The 12,780-nt window shown below is 43.4% G+C and carries 12 protein-coding genes; 9 read left to right on the top strand and 3 right to left on the bottom strand.

The genetic code is table 11. The features are described from left to right. Positions 1-43 precede the first annotated feature (43 nt). The 7 genes from BN3282_RS06765 to BN3282_RS06795 all read left to right on the top strand — a co-directional run bounded on the left by BN3282_RS06765 (position 44) and on the right by BN3282_RS06795 (position 7,068). Positions 44-403 (top strand): ArsR/SmtB family transcription factor, encoded by a 360-nt coding sequence (locus tag BN3282_RS06765; protein ID WP_059067720.1) that lies wholly within the window; start codon positions 44-46, stop codon positions 401-403. 25 nt (positions 404-428) lie between these two features. After that, complete coding sequence (locus BN3282_RS06770) at positions 429-2,291, top strand: heavy metal translocating P-type ATPase (protein ID WP_059067721.1); 1,863 nt, start codon at positions 429-431, stop codon at positions 2,289-2,291. A 12-nt stretch (positions 2,292-2,303) separates the two neighbouring features. Beyond that, positions 2,304-2,843 (top strand): tetratricopeptide repeat protein, encoded by a 540-nt coding sequence (locus BN3282_RS06775; protein ID WP_059067723.1) that lies wholly within the window; start codon positions 2,304-2,306, stop codon positions 2,841-2,843. A gap of 206 nt (positions 2,844-3,049) precedes the next feature. After that, positions 3,050-3,511 carry an IS200/IS605 family transposase gene (tnpA, locus tag BN3282_RS06780; RefSeq protein WP_059066847.1) on the top strand — a complete coding sequence of 154 codons (462 nt, stop codon included), beginning with the start codon at positions 3,050-3,052 and terminating at the stop codon, positions 3,509-3,511. 230 nt (positions 3,512-3,741) lie between these two features. Then, positions 3,742-4,308, top strand: a complete 567-nt coding sequence (locus BN3282_RS06785) for a tRNA 5-(aminomethyl)-2-thiouridylate-methyltransferase MnmM (RefSeq protein ID WP_059067725.1) — start codon at positions 3,742-3,744, stop codon at positions 4,306-4,308. A 101-nt stretch (positions 4,309-4,409) separates the two neighbouring features. Continuing rightward, complete coding sequence (gene hflX, locus BN3282_RS06790) at positions 4,410-5,651, top strand: GTPase HflX (RefSeq protein WP_059067727.1); 1,242 nt, start codon at positions 4,410-4,412, stop codon at positions 5,649-5,651. A gap of 40 nt (positions 5,652-5,691) precedes the next feature. Further along, complete coding sequence (locus BN3282_RS06795) at positions 5,692-7,068, top strand: MATE family efflux transporter (RefSeq protein ID WP_059067729.1); 1,377 nt, start codon at positions 5,692-5,694, stop codon at positions 7,066-7,068. Between the two features lie 115 nt (positions 7,069-7,183). Here BN3282_RS06795 and BN3282_RS06800 read toward each other — a convergent pair whose 3' ends face one another. From BN3282_RS06800 to BN3282_RS06810, 3 genes are all read right to left on the bottom strand, one after another. Next, positions 7,184-8,098: an Rpn family recombination-promoting nuclease/putative transposase gene (locus BN3282_RS06800; protein ID WP_059067731.1), complete on the bottom strand. Its 915-nt coding sequence runs from the start codon at positions 8,096-8,098 to the stop codon at positions 7,184-7,186. 562 nt (positions 8,099-8,660) lie between these two features. After that, positions 8,661-9,113, bottom strand: coding sequence for a thioredoxin-dependent thiol peroxidase (gene bcp, locus BN3282_RS06805; protein ID WP_059067732.1), 453 nt, complete (start codon positions 9,111-9,113; stop codon positions 8,661-8,663). Positions 9,114-9,254: 141 nt separating this feature from the next. Next, positions 9,255-10,043, bottom strand: a complete 789-nt coding sequence (locus tag BN3282_RS06810; protein ID WP_059067734.1) for a DeoR/GlpR family DNA-binding transcription regulator — start codon at positions 10,041-10,043, stop codon at positions 9,255-9,257. Between the two features lie 190 nt (positions 10,044-10,233). Between BN3282_RS06810 and BN3282_RS06815 the strand changes: the two genes are divergently transcribed. Continuing rightward, entirely contained in the window at positions 10,234-11,754 is a 1,521-nt protein-coding gene (locus BN3282_RS06815; RefSeq protein WP_059067736.1) for an FGGY-family carbohydrate kinase, read from the top strand. Continuing rightward, complete coding sequence (locus BN3282_RS06820; protein WP_059067738.1) at positions 11,729-12,769, top strand: amidohydrolase family protein; 1,041 nt, start codon at positions 11,729-11,731, stop codon at positions 12,767-12,769. Before BN3282_RS06815 ends, BN3282_RS06820 begins: the two co-directional genes overlap by 26 nt. The last annotated feature ends 11 nt before the right edge of the window (positions 12,770-12,780 follow it).

Below are 12,780 nucleotides of genomic sequence, written 5' to 3' on the forward strand. Positions count from 1 at the left end.
TAATAAAATCTGGATGGATGCTCATAGGAAGGGAGAATGAGCTATGGACAGAATAGAAGTGGAGCATTGTGATCATATACATGTACATGCAGATATTGTGAAAAATGTGCAGGAACATATGCCGCGTGAAGAAGAACTGAGGGATTTGGCTGATTTTTTTAAAGTATTCGGAGACACGACCAGGATCCGTATTTTATGTACACTGTTTCAGACAGAGATGTGCGTCTGTGATCTTGCGCAGACGCTGGATATGACACAGTCTGCAATCTCGCATCAACTTCGCATCCTTAAGCAGATGAAGTTGGTTGCGAACAGAAGAGAAGGAAAGACGGTGTTCTATTCGTTGGCGGACGGGCATATCAAGACGATCATGGATCAAGGGATGGAACATATAAGGGAATGAAAGTGCAGAAAAAAGGTAACGCGAAATGGGGAAGGATGTAAAAAGAAAATGGTGGGAACTCGGTATAGGTACTGTTCTTTATGTGGCAGTATTCTTTACCAAACAATATCAGAGTCAGGAAAGGATCATACAGTGGCTCTTATATTTGATACCGTACGGCATTATCTCCTTTGAGACATATTGGGAGATGATAAAAGGCTTTAGAAAATTTCAGTTTTTTAATGAAAATGTATTGATGATCTTTGCGACGATCGGCGCGTTCTGTATTGGCAAGAACGCGGAGGCAGCAGGTGCTATGCTGTTTTTTGAGATTGGCGTGCTGATAGAGAAGATCGCATTTGGACAAACGAAGAAATCAATCGCAAAATTCATGGATATACGACCGGATTCTGCAAATTTGAAAACAGACAGTGGAGAAGAGGCGGTTTCTCCGGAACAATTAAATATCGGCGATGTGATCATCATTAAGCCGGGAGATAAAATACCTGTAGACGCAGTAGTCACATTTGGAAACAGTACGATCGATAAAAAAGCGCTCACAGGGGAATATGAGCCTGTGGAAGTAAAACCGGGGGATCGGATCTACAGCGGAAGTATAAATTTAAGCGGAGGACTCGAAGCGAAAGTAAAAAAGCTGTATAAAGACTCTACTGCCTCCAGGATCGTAGATCTGGTAGAAAATGCCAATAATAAAAAGGCGGATACAGAAAATCTGGTGGTGAGATTTACAAAATACTATACACCGGCAGCACTTCTTATGGGTATTCTTGTGATGATCTTGCCGCCGATGATGTTAACGGGACAGGAATCGAACACATGGATATACAGAGGATTGATCTTTTTGGTGGCGGCATGTCCGAGCGGGCTATTGATCTCAGTGCCGCTTGCATTCTTGGGAGGGATCGGCGCCGCATCCAGACAAGGAATTTTGATCAAGGGCTGTGATCATGTAGAGGCTTTGTCTCAGACGGAGACATTTGTATTTGACAAAACAGGCACATTGACAGAAGGGGTATTTCATGTTTATGAGATAGAGCCGAAGAATATGGAGAAGGAAGCTCTGTTGGACATTGCTTCCGCAGCAGAAGCTTATTCCACACATCCTATTGCAGTGTCGCTGCGTGAAAGCCGCAAAGAGGAGATCGACCTGGAAAGGGTGGAGGAAGTACGGGAATTTTCCGGATTTGGTATTAAGGCAAAGGTGGATGGGAAAGAGGTTATTGTAGGGAATTATAAATTTCTGATGAAAGAGGGAATCTTTTTCGCGCCTCCAAATCAAAAGAGAGGTACAGCTGTATACGTGGCGGAAGAAGGAGAGTATGCCGGATGTATCATCATAGACGATGTGATACGGCCGGATGTAAAAAGGCTGATGCGGTGGCTTCACCGACATAATATAGAGGCAGTCATGCTGACAGGGGACAATGAAGAGACAGCGCAGGCAGTGGCAAGAGAACTGCATATCGATTATGTGTATGCAGACTTGCTTCCGGAAGATAAGGTAGAACAGCTGGAAGAATTTATAGAAAGTCAGATGGAATCAGAAAAGCTGGCCTTTGTAGGAGATGGGATCAACGATGCTCCTGTGCTTGCCAGAGCAGATATCGGAATCGCAATGGGCGGCTTAGGAGCCGATGCGGCGTTGGAAGCAGCAGACGTTATCCTAATGGAAGACGAACCTTCTAAGATTATCAATGCGATCCGCATCTCGCAAGGGACGCTGCATTCCGTAAAAGAAAATATGATCTTTGCCCTGGGAATGAAGCTGTTTTTGCTGTTGCTTGCTTTTTTCGGGCTGGTCACTATGCAAAACGCGATCTTGGCGGATATGGGAGTTATGCTGCTGAATATATTGAATTCATTCTGGGTGATCAAATATCCAGAGTAAGGGGTACAGACTATGAAAATAAAGAAGATTCTGCCGATTCTGTGTGCTGTATGTCTATTGACCGGATGCACAAATGCACTGAAGGACGGTACCAAGCAGATGGAAGAAGGAAATTACGATAAAGCGGCGGCGTGCTTTACAGAAGCAGTGAAAAAGGAAGAAAATGCCGCAGAAGCCTACAGAGGACTGGGCATGGCGCTGTATGAACAAAAAGAGTATAAAGGAGCTCTGGAGGCCTGGGAAAATGCACTTGCTCAGGGCATAAAAGAAAGTCCGCAGATGTATAATCTGATGGGGATCAGTGCCATGCAGACAGAAGATTATGCGGGTGCGTATCAATATTTTGAGACAGGCATCGCGCTTTCTGACGCCAGGGCGGCAGAGGAAACAATAGATGGAGGGCTTCTTAAGGAGATGCGGTATAATGTTATCGTGTGCGCGGAAAAATCTGCGGACTGGGAGACAGCTAAGGAAAAAATAACAGAATACTTAGAACTGTATCCGGATGATGAGAAAGTGATAAGAGAAGCCGCGTTTTTGAAGACAAGATAGAGGTAGGGAGTCCGCTTGCGGACTTCTTTTTATAGGGGTCGGATAGACCCAGTTGAGTACGTTGGAGTTTCTCAACAGAGAAACGGAAACGTGCGAAATATAATCCACCTGCTATGCGGGTGCGCGACGTTAGTTATACAAAAAATCACCTTTCCTTTATAATAGAGGTGTTCAGGCCACTATTAAAGAAAGGAAAGGTGATTTCAATGGCAAAGCAAACGAATTCGCTCGCACATACGAAGTGGATGTGTAAGTATCACATCGTCTTCACCCCCAAGTATAGAAGAAAAATTGTTTATAATCAATACAAAAATGATTTGCGGGATATATTGAAACAATTGTGCAGTTACAAAGGAGTGGAGATATTGGAAGGGCATCTGATGTCAGACCATGTGCATATGCTGGTAAGTATACCGCCGAAAATCAGTGTATCATCATTTATGGGATACTTGAAAGGAAAAAGTGCGCTGATGATGTTTGACAGACACGCAAATTTAAAGTATAAGTTTGGGAATCGTCATTTCTGGTCGGAAGGATACTATGTGAGCACAGTCGGATTAAATGAAGCCGCGATAAAGAAGTATATACAAGAACAGGAAAAAGCGGATATTATGCAAGACAAACTCAGTGTGAAAGAATATGAAGACCCTTTTAAGGGTCAAGGCTGAGTAGTACAAACACCCCTTTAGGGGCAGCGACGAGTCAATAGCAATGTGGCTTGAACGGAGCCGTGGGAAGGCTACAAAGGGTAGACTTCCCATGGCGTAAAAAGAGAAAGCCAGCGCCTTGAGGCGCGGCCAAGTAGGGCGGGCTTAGAGCCCGCGTCCCGAGCCACCCGTTTTACGGGTGGGGGCGACTGCATGGAACCCTTTTCCGAGGGGCAAGGGAGGAATGAGAGATGGAACGGAGTTATCAGATCACAGAATATTGTCATCATTTTCTGCAAGAATATATTAAAGAAGGGGACTGCTGCGTGGATGCTACTGCGGGCAATGGGGGAGATACAGAATTTTTGTGCAGATGTGTAGGGGACACAGGAAAAGTCTTCGCATTTGATATTCAAAAGACTGCGCTTCAAAACACAGAAGCACGTCTGAAAAAAGCGGGTTATGCAGAACGCGCGCAGCTTTTTGAGGCAGGACATGAGAATATGTCAAGTTTTGTAAAAGAACAAGCTGCGGCGATCGTGTTTAATTTCGGCTATCTGCCCGGCGGGAATCATAAAATAGCGACACAGCCCCATACAAGTATAGAAGGGATAAAACAGGGGTTAAAGATCCTGAAACAAGGCGGAGTCATGAGCCTGTGTATCTACAGCGGAAAAGATACAGGAAGTGAAGAAAAGGAAGCCATCCTTTCCTTTCTAAAGGAATTAGACGATAAAAAATGGCTGGTTATTGTAAATTCTTATTATAACCGGAAGAACGAGCCGCCGCTGCCGGTTTTTATCATTCGCCTGAAATAATGTCATGCCCATTCGGCCCCCCCGTAATACATGCCTTGCAGGCAGGATTCGCCCGACAAGGTATGTTCACCGGAGATAAAATATAAGGAGAGACAAAGCGTATGGAAGTATTTGACTTGAAAGAAATCACAGAGAGAGTTATTCTTGTCGGCGTACAGATGAATGACGGAGAGAATACAGAAGAATCTCTGGATGAACTGGGAGAACTTGCATATACGGCGAAAGCCGAGGTGGCGGGAAGACTCATACAGGCAAGAGAAGGAGTCCATCCGGCTACTTATATCGGCAAGGGAAAATTACTGGAGTTAAAAGAACTTTTGTGGGAGACAGAGGCGACAGGGATCGTCTGTGATGATGAGCTGACGAGTGTGCAGTTAAAAAATCTGGAAGAAGAACTGCATTGTAAAGTGATCGACCGGACGCTTTTGATCCTGGATATTTTTGCGGCGCGGGCTGTATCCGGCGAGGGGAAGATACAGGTGGAATTAGCGCAGCTTCGTTACCGCGCTTCACGTCTGTCCGGGCTGGGGCAATCCTTGTCACGTTTGGGAGGCGGGATCGGAACAAGAGGACCTGGAGAAAAGAAATTAGAGACGGACAGAAGGTTGATCCGTGAGAGGATCAGCAGGTTGAAACGAGAATTGAAAGAAGTAGAAAAGCATAGAGAACTGATCCGGAGGGAGAGAAAAGAATCCAGTCTGAAAGTGGCGGCTCTGGTGGGGTATACTTCTGCGGGAAAGAGCAGCATAGAAAATGCTTTGACGAATGCAGGAATCTTGGAAGACGCCATGCTTTTTTCTACATTGGATACAACGACTAGGACTTTATGTCTGCATCATACACAGAAAATCTTATTGACAGATACGGTCGGCTTTATCCGTAAACTGCCGCACCATTTGATAGAGGCATTTAAAAGCACATTGGAGGAAGCGAAATATGCGGATATCATCATCCATGTAGTGGATGCTTCAAATCCACAGATGGACACACAAATGCATGTCGTGTATGATACGCTGCAGACACTGGGAATACAGGGAAAACCAGTGATCACATTATTTAATAAACAGGATAAAGCAGAGGCACAAAAAGGAGTCAGAGATCTGGCGGCGGATTATTCCATTTTATGTTCAGCTAAGAGCGGGCAGGGGATGGAAGAATTAAAAGAAGCTCTGACAGAGATTATCCGCAGGGGACAAATATATATTGAAAGACTCTATCCTTTCACGGAAGCTTGGAAGATCCAGCTTATCAGAAAACATGGAGAACTTTTATCAGAAGAATATAAAGCAGAAGGAATTGCCGTGAATGCATATATCCCAAAAGAACTGTATGGACAGATATAGATAAAGGATATATGCACTAAGAACAAGAAGGAAGGAGAAAATGTTGGGGAAACAAAATGAAATGGCGCAGACACAAAATCCGCTTGGAACGGCGCCTATAGGCGGTTTGATCGCTAAATTTGCGATTCCGGCAGTCATCAGTATGCTGGTAAGCGCGTTATACAATATTGTGGATCAGATTTTTATCGGGCAGGGAGTCGGGATGCTTGGAAATGCTGCTACAAATATTGCGTTTCCTGTGACGATCATTTCTACGGCAACAGCCCTGCTTCTTGGTATTGGAAGTGCGTCGAATTATAATCTGGAGATGGGCGCGGGAAGAGAAGAAAAAGCAAGCCGGATAGCAGGAACAGGACTGGGCATGCTGGCTCTGTCGGGTATAGGCATTGCCGTTGTGACAATATTGTTTTTACGGCCGCTTTTGCATTTGTTTGGCGGAACTACGGATGTAATGCCCTATGCTGTAGAGTATGTGGGGATAACGGCATTGGGAATCCCTTTTTTCATTCTTACAACCGGAGGAAATCACCTGATAAGAGCAGACAGAAGTCCGACGTATTCTATGACGTGTATGCTGACAGGCGCGGTCATCAACACAATATTGGATCCGCTTTTTATCTTTGGATTTGGATGGGGCATACAAGGGGCAGCCTGGGCGACTGTGCTTGGGCAAATGGTTTCAGGGCTTCTCGTGATCATATATTTTATGAAATTGCGAAAAATGCATCTGACTAGGGAAATGCTAAGACCACATGCCGTATATTTAAAGGTGATCGCATCTTTGGGGCTTGCCTCCTGCATTAATCAGATCGCAATGGCGGTTGTGCAGATCACGATGAATAATACGCTGCGTTATTATGGAGAACAGTCTGTATATGGCAGTGATATTCCACTTGCGTGTGTAGGCATTATCAGCAAGGTTAATCAGGTATTTATGGCAATCTGCATAGGAATCTCCCAAGGATGTCAGCCGATATGGGGATTTAACTATGGTGCAAAGGAATATGACAGGGTGAAAAAGACATATTGTTATTCTGTGACTTTATGTACTACGGTAGCAGCTATTTTTTTCTTATGCTTTCAGCTCTTTCCTCATCAGATCGTGTATCTGTTTGGAACGGGCAGTGATCTGTATTTTCAATTTGCGGAACGGTATTTGAAAATCTTTATGCTATTGACATTTGTCAATGGGATCCAGCCTATGTCCTCTGGATTCTTTACATCCATCGGCAAAGCGAAACTTGGAATTGTGATGTCGCTGACAAGGCAGGTTGTTTTTTTACTGCCTTTGATTTTGCTATTCCCCATTTTTTTGGGAATCGACGGAGTCATGTACGCAGGGCCCATTGCAGACGCGGCGGCATTTGTCCTGGCAGTCCTGTTTGCGAGAAGAGAATTAGAAAAAATGGAAAGTTAATAGGGCAACAAGCAGTGTGAAAAGGAACAGATCACACCCTGTTTACATGCAAGCATGACACATGGTATGATCTGTTCCTTTTCGCACTGCTTGTTGCTCCGTTAAATTTATATTTTTATTTTCTCATGAATTTCTGGACAGTTTCTATATCTGTTTCCAGCATTTCTGCGATATCCTCAGCGGAATATCCCTTTCGAATCTTCTTTTCTATCTGTTCCTGCAATTTTTTTAGTTCTCCCTGTGCCAGCCCCTCCTTTAATCCGGAAGCGTGCCCCCGAGAAATTCCTTCCTTTAATCCAGAAGCGTGGCCTTCTTTCAGTCCGGCGGCACGCCCTTCCTCGCGCGCTTCATTCTGTTCCATGATCTTTTCTTCCCAAGCCTGCATATACCTCACTCCGATCTTTTCACTGGATTTGATCGCCCGGATGCGTTTCTGGATCTTATGGATCCGCTCGCTGGCGCAGTTTTTGCTCACTTCCTCTGTGGTGTGTTCCATATATTTGAGGAGTTCCACCAGTTCTTCCGGCACACCGTCTGTATTCTTTCCGTGTGTGTTCAGGAAGATACGGACAGCGTCATCTCCCAGAGAGAGTTCCGGCACTTCTTCACACTGCATGCGAAAGGTATAGCGGTACAATCCGTATCCGAACAGGTCAAAGGGACAGATCAGGATGATATATACGGGATTTAACTTCTGAAAACCGACCTCGCCCGGAGTTAATAGATTGGAGTCGATCAATGCCTGGTAGAAGCGGCTCCGTTTCGGAAGGTTTCCCGTATTGTTCTGTTGGACTTCTGTGTTATAGACCGTGTCCTGCTCATCCATTGCCCATACATCCAGCCGTACATAGCGATTTAGAGGGTGGGTGCGCTGTTCCTTCTCCGTATGGGGAAGCAGTTTTAATACGACTTCTTTCCCTAAGATGATCTCCAGTATATCCCGCATGGTATCCGGGTCGTCCGCCGCCTGCGCGAATAAAAAACGATCCAGCAGGTTCAAATCCTGCAATGGTTTTTGCTTTTGTTCCATATGTACTTTTCTCCTTTCATTATAGGGAAAAGTCTGAAGCTTTACAACACTTTTCCCTCAATTGCCTGTGACGTAAATTTTTACTTCAGCGACATACATTTTCCTGTATCTGCGTGTGGCATGACACTGAAAAAATTTTTCCGGCACAGGTATGTGATCTTGTTTCCTTGGGTAAATGTCTGTGAATATTCCGGATAAAGATCCGGATATGCTGATTATCCAGCAACTGGATAAAATAGAACGATCTGACAGAGCAGATCATCAGACTGTGTTTAAAAAAACACAAAGCTCTTTTTTATAGATGCGCATCTAAAAAGATAGTTCTACCTTAACACAATAAAAGATAAACTACAACAAAGATACTACTAATTTTTTGAAAGTTTTTATAGCAAGGAGTTTATAGGCAGATGCTGTCTATATTCGTATAATTTTTGCTCTTTATAACGGCAGTATAGGCAAGTGTAATGAATCAGAGCAGTATGCCGGTCATTGAAGAAGCAATATGGAGAAGAAAGAAACAGATGCATGATGTTTACGATTTCGCAGACATCATGCATCTGTTTTATAATTCTTCAAGCATTTGTTTCGGATTTTCTGTGGGTTTTACTTTGAAGAATGCTTTTTGGATCATCCCATTTTCATCAATTAAATAAGTGCTCCTGACAACTCCCATCATAGTCTTGCCGTACATCTTCTTTTCATGCCACACATCATATGCTTGGATTGCCTTTAATTCAGGATCCGCAAGAAGTATGAATGGCAGAGTATATTTTTCTGCAAATTTTTTGTGAGAAGCTGAAGAGTCCTTGCTGATGCCGATGATGACAGCATCTTTTTCCATAAACTGCGGATAAAGTTCGCCAAAGGCGCAGGCTTGCTTTGTGCAGCCGGGCGTGTTGTCTTTTGGGTAAAAATAGAGAATCACTTTTTTCCCTCTGAAGTCTGAGAGAGAACGTTCCTCTCCATTTTGGTCGCTGAGCGTAAACTCCGGTGCCTGTGTTCCAATTTCTAACATATTTTCATCCTCCTAAAAATACTCCAGTCAATAAGAGTTCCATACATAAAAAGTATAACACAGATCAGGATACAATATGTTCTTAATTTTTCACGACAGAATACCAGAAAATAGAAGCAGAGTTATAAAAAGCAAGGCAGTTTATACAATAACGATAGACTGACCGATATGCTTGGCATTGGTATATATTTCCGATGGAATATTTTTATCTGTAATGATAGTATAATCAGAAACTAATTCCTCATAATTGACAAATGTTTTTTGAGAAAATTTACTGGAGTCTACCAGAAGATATACATGGTTTGAATGTTTAATGGCAAGATGGTCGATACGGGCTGTATCAATATCCCATGCCATAAGTCCGTCCCTGATATCAATGGCGTCCAGACCAATAAATGCTTTGCTGAAGCGTGCGTTTGCAATGGCTTTTTCCCCTACGATCCCAGCTGTATCACGCCTGGCAGGTCGATATTCTCCTCCGGTCAGAATTACATTGGATGCAGAAGAAAGGATTTCCGCATTTGCAATGGAATTGGTCATGATCTCTAATTGAGGATAGGGAGTTTCAGCCAGTAATGCAGAGAGCTTACAAGCTAGTTGATATACCGTAGTCCCTCCGGAGAGAAATAAAGTATCTCCGGGAACGATCAGAGAAGATGCATATGCGGCGATCGCCTGTTTTTCTTCAATATATTGCTGCGCCAGGGAATCAAAAGAATATGTAAGTAAGCTTTCTGTATATTGTTCGGGCAGATATTGGATACCTCCTAACGTACGGATTCCCTTCCCCTCATGCTCAAGCTCTGTGCACATTCTGCGGGCAGTAGATTCGGAGACATGAAATAAAGTTTCAATATCGCTTATTTTAAGGGTCTTTTTAGACCGGAGCTCCTGAAGCATCTCCTCCAGCCTTTTTTCTTTTTTTCCCATGGACTAAGAACCTCCGTATATAAAAATGGTGAATATTGTTTGTATTTGACTGTATTATAGCATAAAGAATGTAAATGTCAATAAAATGAAAGAAAAAATGAAAATATGGGATTAAAAATGAAAGAAAAAATCAAAAAATGATTGACAAAATCAAAAATGCTGATTATGATAGAGAAAAGGAGGAGATGAAATGAAATATTTAGTCGGTATTGATGTGGGAACGACAGGAACAAAGTCGCTGCTTTTTGATGAGTCGGGAAATATAATATCGAGCGCTTATAAAGGATATGAGCTCCTAAGTACAAAGGCCGGATATGCGGAACAGGATCCGAAAGATTGGTATGACGCAGTCATCTATACAGTACGGGAGTGTGCTCAGACAGTTCCAAAAGAAAAGATACGGGCGATCAGTATTTCCGCGCAGGGAGGAACGACAGTGGCGGTGGATGATATGGGGAGACCTGTCAGAACAGCGGTCAGCTGGCTGGACCGCCGTGCATACAAAGAAGCAAGAGCCCTATGTGAAAAGAAGGAACAAGACTACTATTATCTGCATACAGGATGGCGTTTAAATGACGGATACAATCTGGCGCAGATCAAATGGATGGAAGCGCATGAACCGAAAAAATTCAGTAAAACGGATAAATTTTTATCTCCTTTGTCATATTTAAATTTGCGTTTTACAGGAAAAGCAGTGACAGATTATACCAATGAGGGAATCACAAATCTTGAGAATATACATACCTGGACATGGGATCAGACAGTATATGAAGAATTGGGACTTACGGATGAACGGCTGCCGGAAATTCTTCCTGCCGGGACCGTGCTGGGAACATTGAAAAAAGAAGCAGCAGAAATAATGGGACTTTCAGAAGAAACGCTGGTGATCAATGGAGGATATGATCAGTATTGTGCGGCGCTGGGATTAGGCGCTGTGGAGAAAGGAGATCTTATGCTGTCGACGGGAACAGCATGGGTGTTGATGGCGATCACAGACACATTGCGTTTTGACGTGAAAAGTTATATTTCGCCGTGCAGGCATATCGTACCAGACAGATATGGCGCGATGGCCTCGCTGGAAACCGGCGGTGTAAGCTTAGACTGGTTTAAAAATAAGGTGGCGTCAGATCATGAGCATGCAGAGAATTATAAAAGATTAAACGAGGAAATAGAAAAAATAGGACCGGGAGCAGACGGCGTCTTATTTTATCCTCATTTTGCGGGAACTACCTGTCCGCATTGGTCTAAAAACAGTAGGGGCGCATTCTTGGGTCTGACACTTTATCATGGCAGATACCATATGGCCAGAGCAGTTATGGAAGGCGTAGTATATGAGATGTATGCCATTATAAAAGCCTATGAACAAGCAGGCATAGAAGTGAAAACAATCCGATTGGCAGGAGGTGCAGCCAAGAGTAAGGTCTGGACACAGATGATCGCGGATATCACTCAGGTGCCAGTGATCATATATGAAAATGCAGATGCGGCGGCCAGAGGAGCCGGCATTATTGCCGCAGTAGGCGCAGGGATATTTGTAGATTTTACACAGGCGGCAGAAAAATTTCAGACAAAATGTAGAAAAATCTTACCTCATGTAGAAAAGAAGGAAATCTATAGAAAAAATTATATCCGTTATCAGCAGGGCTTTCAGGAATTGAAACATTTCTATGATAAGGAGGAGAACGATGAAACCAAGATGTCCGAAGCTTGAGTATACACGACAGGATAAAGAGTTTTATGATTTTTATCTGAAGGAGAGAATACCGGAAGAAATTTTTGACTTTCACATCCATATAAATCTTCCGGAACATATACCGGATATGACTGAGGAAAGAATTCATTCCGATTGGGCATTTGAGAGTGGCTTGATCTTGCCTTGCGAGACAGCGAAACAATACGGTCACCAGTTGTTTCCTGATACCGTCTACTGTATGGCAGGCTTTCCGTGGCCCATTCAAGAGGCAGATCTGGAGGCGGGAAACAGATATTTAAAAGCAGAAAAAGAAAAGGGAAATATGCATCCCTTTATGGCGGTGGCTCCCTGGCATAAAGAAAGTTACATAGAAGAAGAACTTCCGTTTTTTAACGGATTTAAACCATATCCGGATCTGGTTTCTACTGTAAAAGGAGCAGATATCAGTATTTTTACTTTCATGCCGCATTGGCAGCTGGAGATCTTAAACCGACATAAAAAGACTGTGGTGCTGCATCTGCCTCGTAAAGGACGGATCGCAGACCCTGACAATATAAAAGAATTATTGGAAATGCGACAAAAATATCCGGATATCCAGATCGTCATCGCACATTTTGGCCGTTCTTTTACGCCTTGTTATCTGGAAGCGGCGTTAAAGGAGATGGAGAAAGATAAGGAAGGATTTTATTGGGATACGGCAGCCGTTTTAAATCCACAGGTGTATAAGCTTGCTTTTGAAGAACTGCCGGAGGAGCGGATCTTATATGGAACAGATGCGCCGATCATGCTCTGGCATGGGAAGAGAAGATGGACCTTTGATAAGTATATCAATCTGGTCAGGGAAGAGTTTTCTTGGAATACACACGAAGAAGGAATCGAAGCGGAGCGTCGGTATACACTTTTTATTTACGAACAGATGCGCAGCATTTTAGACAACATCGAGGAGCTGGAAATGGGAGAAACCTTTAAGAGAAAGCTGTTCAGTGAAAATGCAAAGCGTTTGTTGTCTGTAGACAACCTTATAAAAGATTGACAGACAAAAAG

The organism is Mediterraneibacter massiliensis (assembly GCF_001487105.1).
In the GTDB taxonomy this organism is placed as follows: domain Bacteria; phylum Bacillota; class Clostridia; order Lachnospirales; family Lachnospiraceae; genus Mediterraneibacter; species Mediterraneibacter massiliensis.

Bases quoted from the DNA above. Each gene is read 5' to 3' on its own strand.
- BN3282_RS06765 (WP_059067720.1), top strand. From the start codon at position 44: ATGGACAGAATAGAAGTGGAGCATTGTGATCATATACATGTACATGCA.
- BN3282_RS06770 (WP_059067721.1), top strand. From the start codon at position 429: ATGGGGAAGGATGTAAAAAGAAAATGGTGGGAACTCGGTATAGGTACT.
- BN3282_RS06775 (WP_059067723.1), top strand. From the start codon at position 2,304: ATGAAAATAAAGAAGATTCTGCCGATTCTGTGTGCTGTATGTCTATTG.
- tnpA (WP_059066847.1), top strand. From the start codon at position 3,050: ATGGCAAAGCAAACGAATTCGCTCGCACATACGAAGTGGATGTGTAAG.
- BN3282_RS06785 (WP_059067725.1), top strand. From the start codon at position 3,742: ATGGAACGGAGTTATCAGATCACAGAATATTGTCATCATTTTCTGCAA.
- hflX (WP_059067727.1), top strand. From the start codon at position 4,410: ATGGAAGTATTTGACTTGAAAGAAATCACAGAGAGAGTTATTCTTGTC.
- BN3282_RS06795 (WP_059067729.1), top strand. From the start codon at position 5,692: ATGTTGGGGAAACAAAATGAAATGGCGCAGACACAAAATCCGCTTGGA.
- BN3282_RS06800 (WP_059067731.1), bottom strand. From the start codon at position 8,098: ATGGAACAAAAGCAAAAACCATTGCAGGATTTGAACCTGCTGGATCGT.
- bcp (WP_059067732.1), bottom strand. From the start codon at position 9,113: ATGTTAGAAATTGGAACACAGGCACCGGAGTTTACGCTCAGCGACCAA.
- BN3282_RS06810 (WP_059067734.1), bottom strand. From the start codon at position 10,043: ATGGGAAAAAAAGAAAAAAGGCTGGAGGAGATGCTTCAGGAGCTCCGG.
- BN3282_RS06815 (WP_059067736.1), top strand. From the start codon at position 10,234: ATGAAATATTTAGTCGGTATTGATGTGGGAACGACAGGAACAAAGTCG.
- BN3282_RS06820 (WP_059067738.1), top strand. From the start codon at position 11,729: ATGAAACCAAGATGTCCGAAGCTTGAGTATACACGACAGGATAAAGAG.